The sequence below is a fragment of the Streptomyces sp. NPDC037410 genome, assembly GCF_055602235.1.
This window is the reverse complement of record NZ_JBVJWR010000004.1, coordinates 182531-201847: the sequence shown is the minus strand read 5'-3', so window position 1 is coordinate 201847 and position 19317 is coordinate 182531. Positions and strand designations below refer to the sequence as shown.

The window sequence follows — 19317 nt, the reverse complement described above, 5'->3', positions numbered from 1 at the left end:
GTCGTTCGGCGGCGGTGGGGGGGGGGGGGGGGGGGGGGGGGGGGGGGGGGCGCCTCCCCCCCCCCCCCCCCCCCCCCCCCCCCCCCGAGCCCGCCGCCCTCCCCCGCGCCCCGCGCCACCGCCCGCACGGCACCCCCGTGCGCCACGGCGATCGACCGCACGATGGAAAGACCGAGCCCCGCGCCGGGCCCCGTCCGGTCCCGCCCCTCCCCCCGCCGGAAGGGTTCGAAGAGCCCGTCGAGGTCGCCCTCCGGGACGACGGGCCCGGTGTTGACGACGGTCAGGACCCCGTCCGCGACGCGTACGGCCACGTCACCCCCCGGCACGTTGTACGCGACCGCGTTCGCGACGAGGTTCCGCACGAGCTGCCCGAGCAGCACCCGGCTCCCCCGTACGACACCGCCGTCGGCGACCACGCACGCGTGCGCGTACTCCTCGGCGACGACGTCCCCGAGCCGCACGTCCTCCCGCTCCGCGAGCCCCCGCTCGCTCCGCGCGAGGAGCAGCAGCCCGTCGATGAGGCGCTCGCTGCGCCGGTTGGCGTCGAGGAGGACCTGCCGGACCTCGCAGTCGTCGTCGAGCCCGATCTGGATCGCGGCGCGCTGGGTGGCGAGCGGGGTGCGCAGCTCGTGGGAGGCGTTGGCGATGAACCGGCGCTGGCTGTCGAAGGCGGTCTCCAGGCGCCCGAGCAGCGCGTCGATCGTGTCGCCGAGCTCCTTGAGCTCGTCGTCGGGCCCGCGCACGTCGAGCCTCTCCGCGAGACCGGAGAGCCGCCGGGCCCGGGCGGTCATGTCGTGGACGGGCCGCAGGACCCGCCCGGCGGTCCACCAGCCGACGACGACGGCGCCGCAGGTCATGACGAGGAGGGCCAGCGAGGACCACATGAGCATCTGCTCGGCGGCGGCCCGGCGGATGTCGTCGCCGATCCGGTAGGCCTCGGCGAAGGCGGTCCCGGCGCCGTCCGCCTGCGCGACGATCGCGTCGGCGTCGGCGTCCGTACCGGCTCTGACCAGCAGGTTCACCACGAGCAGCAGGACGGCCCCGAGGACGAGGAAGACACCCCCGTAGACGAGCGCGATGCGGGTACGGATGGTGGACCCGGCCCCGAGGAGCCCCGGGCGGCTCACAGCGCGTACCCCACGCCCTGCACGGTCCGGATGAGGCCGGGCTCCCCGAGCTTCCCCCTGAGCTTGCTCATGCAGACGCGTACGGCGCCGGTGAAGGGGTCGGCGTGGGCGTCCCAGGCGCGTTCGAGGAGCTCCTCGGCGGAGACGACGGCGCCGTCGGCCTCCAGGAGCAGCTGGAGGACGGAGAACTCCTTCGGGGACAGGTCGAGGTCCCGCCCGTCGCGGACGGCGGTCCGCCGGACGGTGTCCATGACGAGGCCGTCGCGGACGAGGAGGGCCGGCAGCGCGGGCCGGGCGGAGCGGCGCCGGAGGGCGCGGACGCGGGAGACGAGCTCGGGGAAGTCGAAGGGCTTGCCGAGGTAGTCGTCGGCGCCGAGGTCGAGCCCGTCGACGCGGTCCTCGACGGCGGAGGAGGCGGTGAGCATGAGGATCCGGGTGGGCACCCCGGCGGCGACGAGCCGCCGGGCGACGTCGTCGCCGTGGACGCGGGGGAGGTCACGGTCGAGGACGAGTACGTCGTACGCGTACAGTCCGAGCCGGTCCAGGGCCTCGTCCCCGGCGTGGACGGTGTCGACGGCGAACCCGGCCCGCCGCAGGCCGGTGGCGAGGAGCGCGGCGAGGTCGCGCTCGTCCTCGGCTACGAGTACACGCATGCCGCCCATCCTCCCTCCACGTCCCCACGCATATGGAGGTGAGTGGATCTACGGACGACCGTTAGGATTTCGACCATGGCGGCCACTGGATCCGAGAAGCAGGGGGCGAAGGCGTTCTACGTCACGACCCCCATCTACTACGTCAACGACGCTCCTCACCTGGGCCACGCCTACACGACCGTCGCAGGCGACGTGCTCACGCGCTGGCACCGTCAGCGCGGCGAGAAGGTGTGGTTCCTCACCGGCACGGACGAGCACGGTCAGAAGATCATGCGCACGGCCGAGGCGAACAACGTCACGCCCCAGGCCTGGTGCGACAAGCTCGTCGAGGAGGCGTGGAAGCCCCTCTGGGAGCACCTGAACATCGCGAACGACGACTTCATCCGCACCACGCAGAAGCGTCACACCGACCGCGTCCAGGAGTTCGTGCAGGACCTGTACGACAAGGACGAGATCTACAAGGGCGGGTACGAGGGCCCGTACTGCGTGGGCTGTGAGGAGTACAAGCTCCCGGGCGATCTCATCGAGGCCGAGGACGGCACGAAGCTGTGCCCGATCCACAAGAAGCCGGTGGAGATCCTCAAGGAGGAGAACTACTTCTTCAAGCTGAGCGAGTACGGCCCGAAGCTCCTGGAGTTCTACGAGGCGAACCCGGACTTCATCCAGCCGGAGTCGGCCCGCAACGAGGTCGTGAACTTCGTCAAGCAGGGCCTGCAGGACCTGTCGATCTCGCGTTCGACGTTCGACTGGGGCATCCCGATCCCGTGGGACGAGAAGCACGTCATCTACGTGTGGGTCGACGCGCTCCTGAACTACGCGACGGCCGTCGGCTACAACGAGAACCCGGCGAAGTTCGACGAGACGTTCCCGGCGAACGTGCACCTGGTCGGCAAGGACATCCTGCGCTTCCACGCGGTGATCTGGCCGGCGATGCTGATGGCGCAGGGCCTCCCGGTGCCGGGCAAGGTCGCGGCCAACGGCTGGCTGATGGTCGGCGGCGAGAAGATGTCGAAGTCGAACCTGACCGGCATCAAGCCGCAGGACCTGACCTCGCACTTCGGCGTGGACGCGTACCGCTGGTACTTCCTGCGCGCGATCGCGTTCGGCAGTGACGGCTCGTTCTCGTGGGAGGACTTCACCGCCCGCTACACGTCCGAGCTGGCGAACGACTACGGCAACCTCGCGTCCCGTGTCGCGGCGATGGTCGGCAAGTACTTCGGCGGCGAGCTGCCGGCGTCGACGGCCGACGGCGACGCGGAGAAGGCGATCCACGAGGGCCTGGCGAAGGCCGTCGCGACGGCCGACGCGAAGATCGGCGAAGAGGTGGACTTCCAGGGCGGCATCCTGGCGATCTTCGACTTCGTGAAGCAGGTCAACGGCTACATCACGGAGCAGGAGCCGTGGAAGGTGGCCAAGGACGAGTCGGAGGAGGGCCGGGCCCGCCTGGCGACCATCCTCTACACGGCCGCGGAGTCGCTCCGCGCCGTCGCCGTCCTCCTGAACCCGATCATGCCGGAGACCTCGCAGGCCCTCTGGGAGTCCCTGGGCGCCGAGGCGTCCCTGGGCGCCCTGGCCGGGCAGCCGGTCCAGTCCTCGGCGACGTGGGGGCAGCTCCCGGCGGGCGCGACGGTGACGAAGGGCGCGGTGCTGTTCCCGCGCCTGGAGGACCCGAAGAAGGACTGACGCGCACGCGCACGAAGAAGGCCGCCGTCCCGGTAGAAACCCGGGCCGGCGGCCTTTCCCATACGGTTCCGTACGTTTCCGTACGGGTCGTCACCAGGTCAGGACCAGGGCGGCGACGGCGGGCGCCATGTAGATGAGCGGGAAGGGGGCGTGCCCGTAGGCGCGGGCCCGCAGGACGGTGATCACGGCCCCGGCGAAGTACAGGATGAGCCCGATGGCGGCGAGGGTCCCGATGACCGGGACGTAGAACCCGACGATGAGCCCGACGGCCCCGGCGACCTTGGCGGCCCCGAGCAGGTTCCACCAGGACCGCGGCACGCCGTACTCGGCGAGCGGCTCGACGACGAACTTGGCCTTGGCGAAGATCGAGGCCCCGGAGAAGCCCGCCATGAACGCGGCGACGGCGGTGACGACGATGGCGGTGGTGGACATCTCGGCGAACATCTCGGCTCCTTAGGCCTTCCCGTTGTCCGCCTCGACCGAGCCGGACACTGCACTGACGGAGGCGGGGAGGAGTGTGTGACAGCCGCGGGAAACTTTTCTTCTCGGCCGGAAACGCTCTGCGAGCGCCGGCGCCGTCAGGCCGGTCTGATGAGGACCCCAGCCGAGCCCACCGCCCCGCCCCACGGACCGGGTTCCGCGCCTCGTCTCCCGCGACGCTCCCGCCGTCGGCCTACGGCCCGCGGAGGCCGACCTCGCCGGCCTCGCTCCGCGAGTCCTCCTCCTCACCCCCGACCGGGCCGGAGCCCTGCTGCTTCCCGGGCGGGGGTACGCACTCGTCGCCGGAACCGAGGCGTTCCACACAGACATCGCCGAGCCTTCGCGGGGGGGGCGGTCAGCTCTTGCCGCTGTTCGCGGCCTTGACCTTCTCGGTCATGTCGGCCGTGTCCGAGGCCGGGGGAGCGGTGATCTTCTTCGCCTTGTCGAAGGACTTGAAGTCCATCGACACGGTCATCGTGCCGATCGTCTCCCGGATGCGGACCGGAAGGTCCTGGTCATCGACCCAGATGTCGATGGAGATCGACGTGGCGCCGCCCGTCATCGACTTCATCAGAGTGTTCTTGTCGGTCGAATCGAGGAGCTTCCGGGCCCGGCCGAGATCGTCCTTGTCGATGGTGCCGGCGTAGTGGGTGGCCTTCCTGCCGAGGAGGGTCTCCTCGCCGACTTCGGTCACGTCGTCGGAGGCGCCGATGAAACGGAGTCCGGCGACGGGGTTCCCTCCGTTGGCCATGTTCGCGCCGGCCTTCCCCAGGATGGCGTCGGCGTCGATCCGCATCCAGTGCTTACCCGCCAGGGGGCTGCCGGGCCGCTGAGGGTCGACCTCGTAGTAGTAGGACTTGTCGACGAAAAGCATCCGGACGGTCCCGTCCTTGACGAGCGCACTCATGCCGGCCTTGGCCGCGTCCATCTCGACGTCGAAGGCCATGCCGTCGCCCCAGGAGAACGTCCCCTCCATCGCGACGTCCGGAATGCCGGGCATGCTGACCGTGGACACCACATCGGCCGAGCCCAGCCTGTCGGCCTTGGACGTCGTCCTGCTCAGCGCGGCGAGCGCCGTTCCGACCTGGTCGACGGCCTCCCCCGCCGTCTGGGTCCCACAGCCCGTCAGCGTGCCCGCCGCCACCAGAGCGGCCAGACCGGCCGTCCCCGCCGCCTTGTACATCTTCATGTTCCCCACCCCTTGCCCCCCGTGCTTCCTTCTTTCGAGGGCGGACTCTAGTCAGGAGCTCTGACAAGCGCCCACCCAAATACGGGGAACCGGCCATCGTGCGACAGGACGCCCGCCGACCTGACAAAGACGCCCCGACCTGCGCAAGGTCCAGCGAGGCCGCCGATCACCCGCTCTGCGGCCCAACAGCCAGCGCACCAGGGGTTCGCGCCCGGCCGGGCTGTCGGCCGGCGCGGCCGAATCGGACCTTTTTTCGTTGCTGGTGTGAATGACCGCATGGCAGCATGCGCGCGTGGATGAGACCGGGGACGACAACACACTGAGGCCTCAACAGTTCTCCAGGTTGGCGGAGTTGGCGGACGCGCCAGAGGTGATCCCGTCCGCGCCCGTCGCACCCACGACGGAGGCCGTCGACGAAGCGGCCGTGGCACGCCGGGAGTTTGCGCGGTTGCTCGGTGAATTCCGGCGTACGGCCGTCCTGGTGCCGTTCGACGACCACGAGAGCCTCTGGACCGCCGACTTCAACGGAGTCCGCTGGATCTGCGCGTTCTCGGACGAGGAGTCGCTGGCCCGGTTCGCCGTCGCACGGGGTGAGGCCGCGCGGGAGTGGTCGTACCGGACGATTCTCGGCGCGCGGCTGCTCGACGTGATGGTGCCGATGCTGCCGGGTCCGGGCGGGGTCGCACTGGACGCGGGCAGCACGGACGGGACGCTGTTTCCGCCGGTGGCGGGGATCGTCCCGGACGGGGTGGCGGTGGATCTCGGGGACACGGGGACACGCGGACACGGTGAGCGGTGACGAGCCCGATCTCGGGGGAACGGGGACACGATGAGCGGCGACGAACCTCATCTCGCGATACCGCCGGAGGCACTGGCGGCGATAGCGAAGGGCATCGACCTGGCGCATGCCGAGCTGAAGGATCTCGGGATGATCGGGGAGGCGTCGGCGGGCCGGGGCTTCTCCGACCTCGCCCTGTCCGGCATGGAGCTGGGGCACGGGGGCCTGACCTCGGAGTTCCGGACGTTCTGCGAGCGGTGGGAGTGGGGCGTCCGCGCGCTGACCCTGCGCGGGAACCGGTTCGCCATCGGGGTCGGCCTCTCCGCCGGCTCGTTCGCGGAGTACGAGCAGTACCTCAAGAACTCGATCAAGGTCGGCGTGAACTCCCTCAACGGCAACCCGCACCTGTCCGAGGACGAGGTCGAGAAGATGAGCTGGGAGACCATCCGCGACCAGCACACCTGGGACAACGCCGGCGGAAGCGCCGAGTCGTTCAGCAAGGCCCAGGAAGAGGTCAAGCAGAAGTGGAGGAACACCGGCTACGACGTCTCGGACGCGGGGCTGGACTCGCTGGAGCGTTCCGGTCTGGTGGACCCGGAGCTGCGCCGACGCATGGACGAGGAGGTCAAGGCCGGTCTCTCCCCGGACAGGGCGACCATCGAGCAGGCCGAACAGCCGCGTTGGGGGGATGACCGCTGATGGTGGACTGGGGTGGTCTGGTCGACAAGGGGATCGACAAGATCGGCGACGGCATCGACCGGGGCAAGGAACTCGTCGGCGAGGGCATCGACTTCGCGACCGACAAGACCGGTCAGCTCCTGGACAAGACGGGCGCGCACGACTGGGCGGACTCGGTCGAGGACTGGGGTGACAGGACCGCCTCCTCCCTCGGCGCGGAGATCGGGGAGCAGCAGCTCGGGCAGACGGAGCAGGCGGACGAACTGATCCACGGCAAGCCGGAGAAGATCGCCGGGACCGTGCGGAACCTCCGGGACTTCCAGAAGGCGTTCGACCTGGTCGGCGGCGGAATGAAGCAGCTGGACTCCGGTCACTGGAAGGGCGCGGCGGCCGACGGGTTCCGGGCGGCGTTCGAGACCCTGCCGACCGACTGGCTGCACGCCGCCGACGCCATGGAGAACGCGGCCAAGGTGCTGGAGACGTACTCCCAGGCGATCGTGGGCGCGCAGGGCAGGGCGCGGGAGGCGATAGCCCTGTACAAGGAGGGCGACGCCGACTCGAAGGCCGCCACCGAGACGTACGAGAAGAAGCTCGCCGCGTACAAGGCGGCAAGCGACAGCGACGACCCGCTGCCCGACCCCGGGGATTTCACCGACCCCGGCACGGCCAAGCGGCAGCGCGCCCAGGAGATCCTGGACGACGCGCGGAAGGCACGCGACGAGGCCGCGGAGGCCGCGAAGACGGCGGTCGGCGCCGCCCTCGCCCACGCGCCCAAGGCACCGACGGGCCGCGAGCGGGTCAAGGCCGAGTTGATGGACTACGAGCTGGGCGCCGGCATCGAGCTGGCCCACTTCGGCGGTGGCATCGCCAAGGGCACGGCCGGCCTGGTCGACTTCGTACGCTCGCTGAACCCGACCGACCCGTACAACCTGACCCACCCGGCGGACTACTACAAGGGCGTCAACATGACGCTCGCCGGCCTGGTGTCCACGGCGGCCAACCCGGACCGGGCGCTGCGGGCCACCTGGGAGGCGTTGAAGGGCGACCCGTCGGAGTTCTTCGGCCGCATGCTGCCGGAGATGATCGGCACGAAGGGCGGCGGGCTGCTGCGCGGGGGCGTGCGCGCCGCGCTGAAGGACGGCGCGAAGCACCTGCCGGAGGGTGAGAGGCCGCGCGGAGCACGCGGGGAGCACGAGGAGAACCCGGACAACCAGAGCAACACATGCCGCGAGAACGTGTGCGACGGCGACCCGGTGGACATGGCGTCCGGCCGTGTCCTGCTGCCGCAGAGGGACATCGCCCTCCCCGGCTCGCTGCCCCTCGTCTTCCTGCGCACCTTCGACTCCTCGCGCCGCTCCGGCCGCTGGTTCGGCCCGACGTGGTCGTCGACGGTCGACCAGCGCCTTGAGATCGACTCCGAAGGCGTGATCTTCAGCTGCGACGAGGGCAGCCTGCTCGCCTATCCGCACCCGGCCCCCGGCGTCCCGGTCATGCCCACGCACGGCCGCCCGTGGCCCCTGGACCGGGTCCAGGACGGCTACACCGTCACCGACCCCGACACCGGCACGGTCCGGCACTTCGCCGACCACGGCGAGGAGCTCGCACTCCTGGCGCAGATCGACGACCGCAACGGCCGCTGGATCATGTTCGAGTACGACGGGACAGGTGCCCCGACGGCGATCGTCCACCACGGCGGCTACCACCTGAAGCTCACGACGAGCGAAGGCCGCGTGACCGCCCTCCACCTCGCGGGAGCGGCGGCGGACGGCTCCGACCAGGAGATCCTCCGCTACGGCTACACCGACGGCCACCTGACCGAGGTCGTGAACTCCTCCGGCCGTCCCCTCCGCTTCGGCTGCGACGAGCACGGCCGCATCACCTCGTGGACCGACACCAACGGAAGCCGCTTCGACTACGTCTACGACGACCAGGACCGCTGCACCTACCAGTCCGGGACCAACGGGCACGTCGAATCCCGGTTCACCTGGGGAGACCCCGACCCCGGGACCGGCCTCAGGACGACGTCGATCACCAACGGCCTGGGACACACGAAGAGATTCGTCGTCGACGAGCGTTCCAAGGTCGTCGCCGAGATCGACCCGCTGGGCGCGGTCACCCGCTTCACGTACGACCGCCGAAACCGCCTCCTGTCCCGGACGGACCCGCTGGGCCACGTCAGCCGCACCACGTACGACGAACACGGCCGGCCGACGGCGATGGAGCGCCCGGACGGCCGCCAGGCACGGGCGGAGTACGACGACCGCGGATTCCCGATCCGCATCACCGGCACCGACGGAAACGTCACCCGTCAGACCTTCGACGAACGCGGCAACCGCACGTCGGTGACGGCTCCTTCGGGTGCCCGGACGGAGTTCGCGTACGACGAGTCGGGCCGGCTGACGACGGTGACGGACCCGCTCGGCGCCGTGACGCGCCTGGTCCTGGACGGCCGGGGGCTCCCCGCCGAGATCACCGACCCCCTGGGCGCCACGACGCGCTACACACACGATGCCTTCGGCCGTACGGTCGCGGTGACGGATGCCCTGGGCGCGGTCACACGACTGGAGTGGACGGTCGAAGGCCGCCTTGCGCAGCGGACCGCACCCGACGGCACGGTGGAGTCCTGGACATACGACGGCGAGGGCAACTGCCTCAGCCACACGGACGCGCTGGGCGGCACGACCCGCTTCACGTACACCGACTTCGACCTACTGACCTCCCGCACGGGTCCGGACGGAGCCCGCTACGAGTTCGCCCACGACGCGGACCTGCGCCTGACCCGGGTGACCGCGCCACAGGGCCTGACCTGGGACTACACGTACGACCCGGCGGGCCGGCTGGTCGCTGAGACGGACTTCGACGACCGGACGCTGGGGTACGCGTACGACGCGGCGGGACGTCTGGCTTCCCGCACGAACGGGCTCGGGCAGGGCGTTCGCTTCACGCGCAACGAACTGGGCCAGACCGTCCGCAAGGACGCGGAGGGCTCGGTAACTGCCTACGAGTACGACCTCTTCGACGAACTGGCGTCGGCAACCGGTCCGGACGCGACGTTGATACGCCTCCGGGACCGCTACGGTCGCCTGAAGTCGGAGACGGTCAACGGCCGAACGCTGACGTACGCGTACGACGAGGCGGGCCGCCGGGTGGGGAGAACGACGCCCGGCGGGTCGGTCAGCAGGTGGTCGTACGACGCGGCGGGCCGAAGGACTCGTCTCACGGCTTCCGGTCGCGAGATCGTCTTCTCCTTCGACGCTCTGGGCCGTGAAGTGGACCGCACGGTCTCGGACTTCGTGTCTCTGACGTCGTCGTTCGACGAGCTGAGCCGCCTGACGGCCCAGGAGGTCACCTCACGCGGAAGTCGTCTCCAGCATCGCGCGTACGACTATCGCCCGGACGGCGGCCTGGTCTCCGTCACGGACGGGCTCTCGGGCACCAGCCGCTTCGACCTGGACGGCGCCGGCCGCGTCACGGCGGTACGTGCGGACCGCTGGACGGAGCGGTACGCCTACGACGAGGCCGGCAACCAGACGGAGGCGGACTGGCCGGCCGCACACGCCCATCACGACGCGACGGGCCGGCGCACGTACACCGGCACCCGCCTCACCGGGGCCGGATCGGTCCACTACGAACACGACGCCCAGGGCCGGGTCACGGCCCGTCGACGCACCCGCCTGTCGCGAAAGCCGGACACCTGGCGCTATGCCTGGGACGCGGAAGACCGCCTGACCTCGGTGACGACACCGGACGGCACGGTGTGGCGGTACGCGTACGACCCTCTGGGCCGCCGGATATCGAAGCAGTCCCCTGTCGAAACGGTCCACTTCACGTGGGACGGCACGACCCTCTGCGAACAGACGACAGCCGACGTCACCGTCACCTGGGACCACGCGGGCCTGCGCCCCCTGGCCCAGACGGAACGCCGCACGGACGCGGAGTCCACGGACGAACGCTTCTTCGCCATCGTCACCGACCTGATCGGTACGCCGACGGAACTCGTCGACGAATCGGGCAACTTGGCCTGGCGCACCCGCACGACCCTCTGGGGCACGACAACGTGGAACCGCGACGCCACGGCATACACTCCACTCCGCTTCCCGGGCCAGTACTTCGACCCGGAGTCGGGGCTCCACTACAACTACTTCCGCTACTACGCCCCAGAATCGGCCCGTTATCTCAGCCAGGACCCTCTGGGCCTTGTCCCGGACCCGAACCCGGCATCATACGTTCCCAATCCGCATACGTGGGGCGATCCACTAGGGCTGACGCCCTGCGAGGATTTCACCCCGGGAGCCACCCTGGGAGACGTCAGCAAGATTCACGGGTGGGTTCCCGACACCATCCCCAAGGAGGCAATGGAAGTCCTCCATGACATGAATAAGTACAATATGGGCTGGGGAGGTGGGCCAGGATTCTACGGCCCGAAGTGGTGGACAGAGCATTTCGAAAACGACGGACGCAAAAATGCGTATCAACTCCCCACTCATGAACCCTCAGGAAAACCGATCACCTATCAGGAATACGGCACCTATCCGTCGCCGGAGAACCCGGAACCAGGCGGAGAGCGCTGGGTGTTCGGCAGCGATGGGTCTTCCTACTACACTCCGACCCACTACCAGACGTATATCGTCGGAGAAAGTCCCAGATGGGCGGAATAATGATTGAAGAGTCACCTGCTATCCACATCGCCCCCTGGCTGCACATCGTCACGCCGAGCTCTGGTGTACCCCTGAGCGAGCTCTTGCCCACGTCTGGCATTGTGTATGTGGCCCACCTGCAGGGGCGAGAGATGACTGACGAGGTGTCGACTTTCCAGACTTTCCAGGAGAAGATGAAGTTCCCGGAATACTTCGGATGGAACTGGAACGCATTCCGCGACTGCCTTCGCGACCTTCAGTGGCTTTCTTCAGATCATCATGTATTGATCATCGAATCTGCCGAACACGCACTGTCTGAGGATGAGACCGCCCGCAAGGTTCTCCTCACGTCTCTGTGGCGCTCCGGTCAGGGATGGTCTTATGTGAAGCGCCCCGAGGGAGTTACGCTCAGCAAACTTTCCATCGTCCTGTCGTGCGACAAGGACTCGGTGGCCGCCTTCTCAGATTTCTTTCGGGATTTTGAGGAGCCGTCCGAAATCTAGCGGGATGCGAAGGGGCCCGGAATCGGACAGGATTCCGGGCCCCTTCGTTCAGGCGTCAGCCGTGAGGCTCAGCGGCCCGCCTCCGGGTGGACCGACTCCGTCACCGGGCGGTCCTCCGTGGCGGTCTTCTTCTCGACCGGCTTGCGGAGCTGGATGTTCAGTTCGCGCAGGCGGGACTCGTCGAGTTCCGTCGGGGCGCCCATCAGGAGGTCCTGGGCGTTGCCGTTCAGCGGGAAGGCGATCGTCTCGCGGATGTTGGGCTCGTCGGCGAGCAGCATGACGATGCGGTCGACGCCCGGGGCGATGCCACCGTGCGGCGGGGCGCCGTACTCGAAGGCGCGGAGCATGCCGGCGAACTCGGACTCGACGGTCTCGCGGGAGTAGCCCGCGATCTCGAAGGCCTTGAACATGATCTCGGGCTCGTGGTTCCGGATGGCGCCGGAGGAGAGCTCGATGCCGTTGCAGACGATGTCGTACTGCCAGCCGAGGACGTCCAGCGGGTCCTGGGTCTCCAGGGCCTCGAGGCCGCCCTGCGGCATGGAGAACGGGTTGTGCGAGAAGTCGATCTTGCCGGTCTCCTCGTCCCGCTCGTACATCGGGAAGTCGACGATCCACGCGAAGCGGAAGACGTTCTCCTCGAACTGGCCGGCACGCTTGGCGGCCTCGACCCGGACCGGGCCCATGATCTTGGAGACCTCGTCGAACTCGCCCGCGCCGAAGAAGATCGCGTGGCCGGGGGCCAGGCCGAGGCGCTCGGTGAGGACCTTGACGTTCTCCTCGGTGAGGAACTTGGCGATGGGGCCGGTGAGGGCGTTCTCCTCGCCCACGCGGACCCAGGCCAGGCCCTTCGCGCCGAGGGAGACCGCGAAGTCGCCGAGGGAGTCGAAGAACTTGCGCGGCTGGTCGCCGGTGTTCGGGACGGCGAGCGCGCGGACGTGCTTGCCGGCGAAGGCCTTGAACTCGGAGTTCTCGAAGACGTCCGAGATGTCGACGAGTTCGAGGGCCGTGCGCAGGTCCGGCTTGTCGTTGCCGTACTTCAGCATCGACTCGCGGAACGGGATGCGCGGGAAGGGGGAGGTGACGTGGCGGCCGCCGCCGAACTCCTCGAAGAGCTCCGTCATGAGCTTCTCGATCGGCTGGAAGACGTCCTCCTGCTCGACGAAGCTCATCTCGACGTCGAGCTGGTAGAACTCGCCCGGCGAACGGTCGGCGCGGGCGTCCTCGTCGCGGAAGCAGGGCGCGATCTGGAAGTACCGGTCGAAGCCGGAGATCATCAGCAGCTGCTTGAACTGCTGCGGCGCCTGCGGCAGCGCGTAGAACTTGCCCGGGTTCAGGCGGGACGGGACGACGAAGTCGCGGGCGCCCTCGGGGGAGGTCGCGGCGAGGATCGGGGTCGCCATCTCGTTGAAGCCGAGGGCCACCATCTTGGAGCGGATGGAGGCGATGACGGCGGAGCGCAGCATGATGTTGCGGTGCATGCGCTCGCGGCGCAGGTCGAGGAAGCGGTACTCCAGGCGCCGCTCCTCGTTGACACCGTCGTCGGTGTTGATGGTGAAGGGGATCTGCTTGGCGGCGCCCAGGACCTCGACCTCGGCGGCCTCGATCTCGATCTCGCCGGTCGGCAGCTCGGGGTTGACGTTCTCCGCGCCGCGGGAGACGACCTTGCCGTCCACGCGGACGACGGTCTCCTTCGTCAGCTTGTCGAGAACCTCTGCGGCGGGGGTGCCGGGCCGGGCGACGAGCTGCGTGATGCCGTAGTGGTCGCGCAGATCGATGAAGAGGATGCCGCCCAGGTCGCGCCGATTGTGCAGCCAGCCGCTCAGCCGGACGTCGGTGCCGACGTCAGAGGCGCGGAGCTCGCCGCAGGTGTGGGACCTGTACCGATGCATCGTCGTTCATCCAGTCTTCGGGATCTTGGGGTCGGCGGCTGCCTTGTGGCCCCTGTCACAGATGTCACAGGACACGAGGGCAGACCCACCCAGAGTACCGGCCGGTCCAAGATCGCATTTCGAATAGTGTCGGTGGCGACCTGCTGTCCGATATTCATAAAGTGGGGCAATGCGCACCGAGGACGTCCTGGCCGCGATCGCGACCGGCCTGTGGCGCTGGGACAACGCGTCCGGGATCGTCTCGCTCGACGCCGAGGCCGCCCGGCTGCTCGGGCTGCCCGCCGAGCCCGTGCGGCTCACCGAGGCGGCGGTGCGGTCGCGTTTTCATCCGGTCGACTGGAACGAGATCGACGGGGTGGTCAACCTGGCCGTCGCCGAGGGCACCCTCGCGGAGGCCCGGCTGCGGATCATGGACGAGCACGGACGGGTGATCCGTACCGTACGGAGCAGGTCGAAGCCGCTGATCGACGGCAACGACTACCAGCTGGTCGGCACGCTCCAGGAGGTCGCCGAGCAGCAGCCGGGCACCGCCGCCCGTACCCCCATCACCGGCGACTGGCGCCGCTCCCGCGAGGCCTTCCTGCTCGACGCGGGGCGGGCGCTCGCCGAGGCGCGGTCGACGGCCGAGGTGCTGCGGGTGGCGGCCTCGCTGTCCATGCCCGGTTTCTCGCCGGACGGGCTCGCCGTCTTCGGCGTGGCGGGCGAGCGGCTGACCGTGATCGGGCACCACGGGCACAGCGAGGGCGACGAGGGGCCGTTCACGTCGATGTCGCTGGACACCGACTATCCGGCGGCGGAGGTCGCACGGACCGGGCGGGCGATCTACCTGCCGACGCCGGAGGAGTACCTACGGCGGTTTCCCATGACCTGGCCGCTCGCCCAGCGGTTCGGGCGCCGGTCCTGGGCCTTCGTGCCGCTCGTCGTCGCCGGGCGGACGATGGGCGCCTGGATGGCGGCCTTCAAGCACCCGGTGGCGTTCACGCCCGACGAGCGGTCCGTGCTGACGACGGTCGCGCGGATGCTCGCGCAGGCCCTCGCACGCGCGGGCGTGGCCGAGTCCGAGCGGGAGCTGTCGCTCGGGCTCCAGCGGACGATGATGCCGGTCCTCGGGCCCGGCATCCCCGGCATCCAGGTCGCCGCGCGGTACGTGCCGACCGGCGGCGGGCTCCAGGTCGGCGGCGACTGGTACGACATGATCCGGCTGCCCGGCGGCTCCTCCCGCACCGGCGGGCCCGGCACCGGCCGGATCGCGCTCGTCATCGGGGACGTGCAGGGGCACGACGTGCGGGCGGCCGGGCTCATGGGGCAGCTGCGGATCGCCCTGCGCGCGTACGCCTCCGAGGGCCACCGCCCCGACGCGGTCCTCGCGCGCGCGTCCCGCTTCCTGTACGGGATCACGGACGGCGACGACGGGGACGGGAACGGCGGCGGTCCGCGTTTCGCGACCTGCCTCTACCTGGAGGTCGACCTGGAGACGGGGGTCGTCGACATCGCGCGCGCGGGGCATCCGGATCCGGCGGTACGGATGAACGACGGAACGGTTCTGCTCCGGCCCACCGCCGGGGGGCTGCCGCTCGGCATCGACCCCGACACCGACTACCCCACCACCCGGCTCACCCTGGAGCCCGGCGAGACCCTCATGATCTGCACCGACGGCCTCCTGGAGACCGGCGGGCACGACCTGGACAGCGGCTGGGAGCGCGTACGGGAGCTCCTGGAGTCCCATGACGGCGACGACCTGGAGCGGCTCGCCGACGCGCTCGTGGAGGCCGTCCACGGGCCCGGCTCGCACCACACGACGGGGCCGCTCGCCGACCGCCGGGAGGACGACATCGCGGTACTCCTGCTGTCCCGCCGGCCCGCCGGCACCGTCCGGGAGGCACCGCGCCGCACCCTGATGTCCATCGCCCAGGCCGAACCGGAACGGATCGCCGAGGCCCGCGAGCAGGTCCGGCAGCTGCTGCACGACTGGTCGGACCAGGACCAGCTCGACGCGGCGGTCCTGATGGTCTCCGAGATGGTCACGAACGTCCTCGTCCACACGGACGGCGACGCGCTCCTGGTCGCGGAGGTCGCGTGCGGCGAGAAGGCGCGGCGGCTGCGGGTGGAGGTCTCCGACGGCAGCGACGAACTGCCGCACAAGCGGCACCCGGGGGAGATGGCGTCCAGCGGGCGCGGTCTCGTCCTGATGGAGATGCTGGCGGACGCGTGGGGGGTGGATCCGCGGGGCGAGGGAAAGGCGATCTGGTTCGAGCTGAACGAGCCGGAGTCGGGGGAGGGCTGCTGCCGCTAGCCGCCCGTTGTGCCTACGCGGCGGTGGGCACCGTGCCCGCGTGCGTCCCCTCGTGCGGGGTGGAGGGGTGCGGCGCAGACTGGTCCCATGCGGTCGCGTGGGGGACCACGGAGTGCGTCATGGATATCCACAAGGTCGGCAGTGACACCACGGTGATCGCCGACAGTCTCGACGTGCCGGGGATCGGGCACCTTCCCGTCAACGCCTACGTCCTCAGCGCCGCCGAGCCCGTGGTCGTCGATACCGGGCTCTCGGTCGAGGACCGTGACTTCGTCGCCGCGCTCGGCGGGGTCGTGGAGCCGGCCGATGTGCGCTGGATCTGGCTGACGCACCCCGACCGGGACCACACCGGCGGGATCTTCGACCTGCTCGACGCCGCCCCACGCGCGCGCGTGGTCACGACCTTCATCGGCGCCGGCATCATGTCGACCGAGCGGGCGCTGCCCATGGACCGGGTGTACTTCCTCAATCCGGGCCAGTCCCTCGACGTCGGGGACCGGACGCTGCACGCCTTCCGGCCGCCGCTCTTCGACAACCCGGCGACCGTCGGCTTCTACGACGAGCGGACCCGGATCTGCTTCAGCTCGGACTGCTTCGGCGGGCCGATGCCGAGCGCCGAGCTCGCCGAGAGCGGGCACGCGAGCGATCTCAAGCCGGAGGAGCTGCGGCGGGCGCAGCTGCTGTGGGCGACGATCGACAGCCCGTGGGTGCAGCTGGTGGACCGGGGGAAGTACCGGGCCTGGATCGAGCCGCTGCGGGCGATGAATCCGGAGATCGTGCTGTGCACGCATCTGCCGCCGGCCGTGCGGATGACGGACCGGATGCTGGAGACGATCGCCGCCGCGCCGGACGCGGACCCGTTCGTGGGTCCCGACCAGGCGGCCCTTGAGCAGCTCCTGGCCTCGTTCGAGCGCGGTGGCCTGACGCCGGCCTGAGCGGACGCCGGCCTGAACGGGCGCCGGCCTGAGCGGGCATCGGCCTGAGCGGGCCCCGGCCTGACTCGACGCCGGACAGGCCCTACGCCCCGTACCGCGTCCTCAGCTCCCCCAGGATTCCCGTCGCCGCGGCCGTCAGCGGGACGGCGAGGAGCATGCCGAGGATGCCCGCGACGGACGCGCCGGCGGTGATCGCGAGCATGACGACGGCCGGGTGCATCTGGACCGTCCTGCTCTGGACGAGGGGCTGGAGGACGTTCCCCTCGATGACCTGGACGGCGAGGACGACGCCGAGCACCCACAGCGCGATGACGAAGCCGCGGTCGGCGAGGGCGACGAGGACGGCGATCGCGCCGGAGAGGAAGGCGCCGAGGTACGGGATGTAGGCGGTGACGAAGACGAGCGCGGCGAGGCCCACCGCGCCGGGCACGTCCAGGACGACCAGGCCGATGCCGATGAGGACGGCGTCGACGAGGGCGACGACGGTGGTGCCGCGCATGAAGCCCTCGACGGCCTCGAAGGCGCGGCGCGCCATGGCCTCGACGAGGTCGCCGGTGGCGCGGGGGGCGAGGGAGCGCAGGGCGCCGGCGGCCCGGTCGGAGTCCTTGAGGAAGAAGAAGATCAGGAGGAGCGCGAGGACGGCGGTGGCGAGCATCTGTCCGACGACGCTGAGCCCGCTGATGACGCCGGACGCGGCGGTGCCGCCGAACTCCCTGAGGAGTCTCTCGGCGTTCTTGGCGAGGTCGTCGAGGGAGGTGCCGGCCGCGCCGAGGTGGTCGGCGATGTCGGAGGCGGCCTGCCGGAGCGAGGCGAGGATCTGGTCGCCGGTGTCGATGAGGGCGACGACGACGATGTACGTGGCGCCGCCGACGACGACGAGGACGGCGACGACGGTGAGCGCGGCGGCGAGGCCCTTGCGGACCTTCATCCGCAGCAGGCGCCGGTAGAGCGGCCCGAGGAGGGCGGTGCCGAGGATGGCGAGGAGGACGGGGGTGACGGCCGTCTTGAATTCGACGCAGAGCCAGATGAAGACGGCGGCGACCCCGGCGGCGAGCAGCAGGACGACGCACCAGGCGGCGAACCGGCGGACGGGTTCGGGGAGGAGCGGTGTCTGCGTCTGCACCCGTCCACCGGATCATGCCCGTCGGCGTGTCGTCGCGCCCTGACGGGCCGTCCGGGTGACGGCCCGTCATTCGCCGGTACGGACCACTCGCCCCGGCCCGTCACGGCCGGTCGGGCACTACTCGCCCCGGCCCGCCATGACCGGTGTCGCGGACCACTCGCTCCGGCCGGACACGACCGGGCGAGGACCACTCGCCCCTGCCCGACACGACCAGCCGAGAACCACTCGCCCTGGCCCGCCGTGACCGGCCGGGCACTACTCGCCCCGCCCCGTCACGGCCGGTCGCGGGCTACTCGCCCATCCCGTGGACCGCCGGGATCGTGCCGAGGCGGCCCGCCTGGAAGTCCTCGAAGGCCTGGCGGAGTTCGGCCTGGGTGTTCATGACGAACGGGCCGTAGTGGGCCATGGGCTCGCGGATCGGCTGCCCGCCGAGGAGCACGACCTCCAGGTCGGGGGTGTTGCCGTCCTGCTTCTCGTCGGCGCGGACGGTGAGCGCGCCGCCCTTGCCGAAGACGGCGGTCTGCCCGGTGTGGATGGGCCGCCGGTCGGTGCCGACGGTGCCGCGGCCGGCGAGCACGTACGCGAGGCCGTTGAAGTCCTCGCGCCAGGGCAGGTCGATCTCGGCGCCGGGGCGCAGGGTGGCGTGGATCATCGTGATCGGGGTGTGGGTGATGCCGGGGCCCTCGTGGCCGTCGAGCTCGCCGGCGATGACGCGGAGCAGCGCGCCGCCGTCGGGGGAGGTGAGGAGCTGGACCTGGCGGCCGCGGATGTCCTGGTAGCGGGGGGCCATCATCTTGTCGCTCGCGGGCAGGTTCACCCACAGCTGGAGGCCGTGGAAGAGGCCGCCGCTGACGACGAGGGACTCCGGCGGGGCCTCGATGTGGAGGAGGCCGGAGCCGGCGGTCATCCACTGGGTGTCGCCGTTGGTGATGGTGCCGCCGCCGCCGTTGGAGTCCTGGTGGTCGAAGGTCCCGTCGATGATGTAGGTGACGGTCTCGAAGCCGCGGTGGGGGTGCCAGGGCGTGCCCTTGGGCTCTCCGGGCGCGTACTCCACCTCACCCATCTGGTCCATCATGATGAACGGGTCGAGGTACTGGTAGTTGATCCCGGCGAACGCGCGGCGCACCGGGAATCCCTCGCCCTCGAAGCCCGAGGGGGCCGTGGTGACGGCGAGCACGGGGCGGGAGACGGCGTCGGCGGGGGCGGCGACGCGCGGCAGGGTGAGCGGGTTCTCGACAGTCACAGCGGGCATGACCGGACCTCCTAGGTGCGACCTTGTAACGTCCACTTTAGTTGAACGCTGAACTTTCTGCCACCAGGAACGCGAAACGCCCGGGAGGAATTCCTCC

The 19317-nt window shown here is 70.2% G+C and carries 14 protein-coding genes; 7 read left to right on the top strand and 7 right to left on the bottom strand.

Annotated features, from left to right (window positions below):
• Together ACZ7HT_RS08475 and ACZ7HT_RS08470 are read right to left on the bottom strand one after the other, a co-directional pair.
• Nucleotides 1-1127, bottom strand: a 1127-nt coding sequence (locus ACZ7HT_RS08475; protein WP_471161572.1) for a sensor histidine kinase, incomplete at its 3' end; no start/stop codon positions are given.
• The gene (locus ACZ7HT_RS08470) at nt 1124-1780 is read right to left on the bottom strand and encodes a response regulator transcription factor (RefSeq protein ID WP_471161570.1); all 657 of its coding nucleotides are present in this window, start codon (nt 1778-1780) and stop codon (nt 1124-1126) included. The genes ACZ7HT_RS08470 and ACZ7HT_RS08475, both read right to left, overlap by 4 nt.
• A gap of 75 nt (nt 1781-1855) precedes the next feature.
• Here ACZ7HT_RS08470 and metG point away from each other — a divergent pair, with 75 nt between their 5' ends.
• On the top strand, nt 1856-3463 hold the full coding sequence (metG, locus tag ACZ7HT_RS08465; RefSeq protein WP_471161568.1) for a methionine--tRNA ligase: 1608 nt from the start codon (nt 1856-1858) through the stop codon (nt 3461-3463).
• A gap of 90 nt (nt 3464-3553) precedes the next feature.
• Here the strand turns inward: metG and ACZ7HT_RS08460 are convergent, their stop codons facing one another.
• Nucleotides 3554-3907 carry a DoxX family protein gene (locus ACZ7HT_RS08460; protein ID WP_471161566.1) on the bottom strand — a complete coding sequence of 118 codons (354 nt, stop codon included), beginning with the start codon at nt 3905-3907 and terminating at the stop codon, nt 3554-3556.
• A 391-nt stretch (nt 3908-4298) separates the two neighbouring features.
• Nucleotides 4299-5132, bottom strand: a complete 834-nt coding sequence (locus ACZ7HT_RS08455) for an SCO4651 family lipoprotein (protein WP_471161564.1) — start codon at nt 5130-5132, stop codon at nt 4299-4301.
• 268 nt (nt 5133-5400) lie between these two features.
• Between ACZ7HT_RS08455 and ACZ7HT_RS08450 the strand changes: the two genes are divergently transcribed.
• Genes ACZ7HT_RS08450 through ACZ7HT_RS08435 form a run of 4 tightly spaced genes read left to right on the top strand, consistent with a single transcriptional unit; the run spans nt 5401 to nt 11728 of the window.
• Entirely contained in the window at nt 5401-5931 is a 531-nt protein-coding gene (locus tag ACZ7HT_RS08450; RefSeq protein ID WP_471161562.1) for an SseB family protein, read from the top strand.
• 30 nt (nt 5932-5961) lie between these two features.
• The gene (locus ACZ7HT_RS08445; RefSeq protein WP_471161560.1) at nt 5962-6609 is read left to right on the top strand and encodes a hypothetical protein; all 648 of its coding nucleotides are present in this window, start codon (nt 5962-5964) and stop codon (nt 6607-6609) included.
• A complete protein-coding gene (locus ACZ7HT_RS08440; protein WP_471161558.1) occupies nt 6609-11246 on the top strand; it encodes a putative T7SS-secreted protein in 4638 nt (1545 codons plus the stop codon). Before ACZ7HT_RS08445 ends, ACZ7HT_RS08440 begins: the two co-directional genes overlap by 1 nt.
• The gene (locus ACZ7HT_RS08435) at nt 11234-11728 is read left to right on the top strand and encodes a barstar family protein (protein WP_471161556.1); all 495 of its coding nucleotides are present in this window, start codon (nt 11234-11236) and stop codon (nt 11726-11728) included. Before ACZ7HT_RS08440 ends, ACZ7HT_RS08435 begins: the two co-directional genes overlap by 13 nt.
• 68 nt (nt 11729-11796) lie before the next feature.
• On the opposite strand, the gene aspS is transcribed toward ACZ7HT_RS08435, so the two are convergent.
• Nucleotides 11797-13617 carry an aspartate--tRNA ligase gene (gene aspS / locus ACZ7HT_RS08430; RefSeq protein WP_471161554.1) on the bottom strand — a complete coding sequence of 607 codons (1821 nt, stop codon included), beginning with the start codon at nt 13615-13617 and terminating at the stop codon, nt 11797-11799.
• Between the two features lie 169 nt (nt 13618-13786).
• On the opposite strand from aspS, the gene ACZ7HT_RS08425 reads away from it, so the two are divergent.
• Both ACZ7HT_RS08425 and ACZ7HT_RS08420 read left to right on the top strand, forming a co-directional pair.
• Nucleotides 13787-15910: a SpoIIE family protein phosphatase gene (locus tag ACZ7HT_RS08425; RefSeq protein ID WP_471161552.1), complete on the top strand. Its 2124-nt coding sequence runs from the start codon at nt 13787-13789 to the stop codon at nt 15908-15910.
• Nucleotides 15911-16029: 119 nt separating this feature from the next.
• Nucleotides 16030-16845, top strand: a complete 816-nt coding sequence (locus ACZ7HT_RS08420; RefSeq protein ID WP_471161550.1) for an MBL fold metallo-hydrolase — start codon at nt 16030-16032, stop codon at nt 16843-16845.
• An 82-nt stretch (nt 16846-16927) separates the two neighbouring features.
• On the opposite strand, the gene ACZ7HT_RS08415 is transcribed toward ACZ7HT_RS08420, so the two are convergent.
• On the bottom strand, nt 16928-17968 hold the full coding sequence (locus tag ACZ7HT_RS08415) for an AI-2E family transporter (RefSeq protein ID WP_471161547.1): 1041 nt from the start codon (nt 17966-17968) through the stop codon (nt 16928-16930).
• A gap of 289 nt (nt 17969-18257) precedes the next feature.
• Nucleotides 18258-19220 (bottom strand): pirin family protein, encoded by a 963-nt coding sequence (locus ACZ7HT_RS08410; protein WP_471161543.1) that lies wholly within the window; start codon nt 19218-19220, stop codon nt 18258-18260.
• Between the last annotated feature and the right edge of the window lie 97 nt (nt 19221-19317).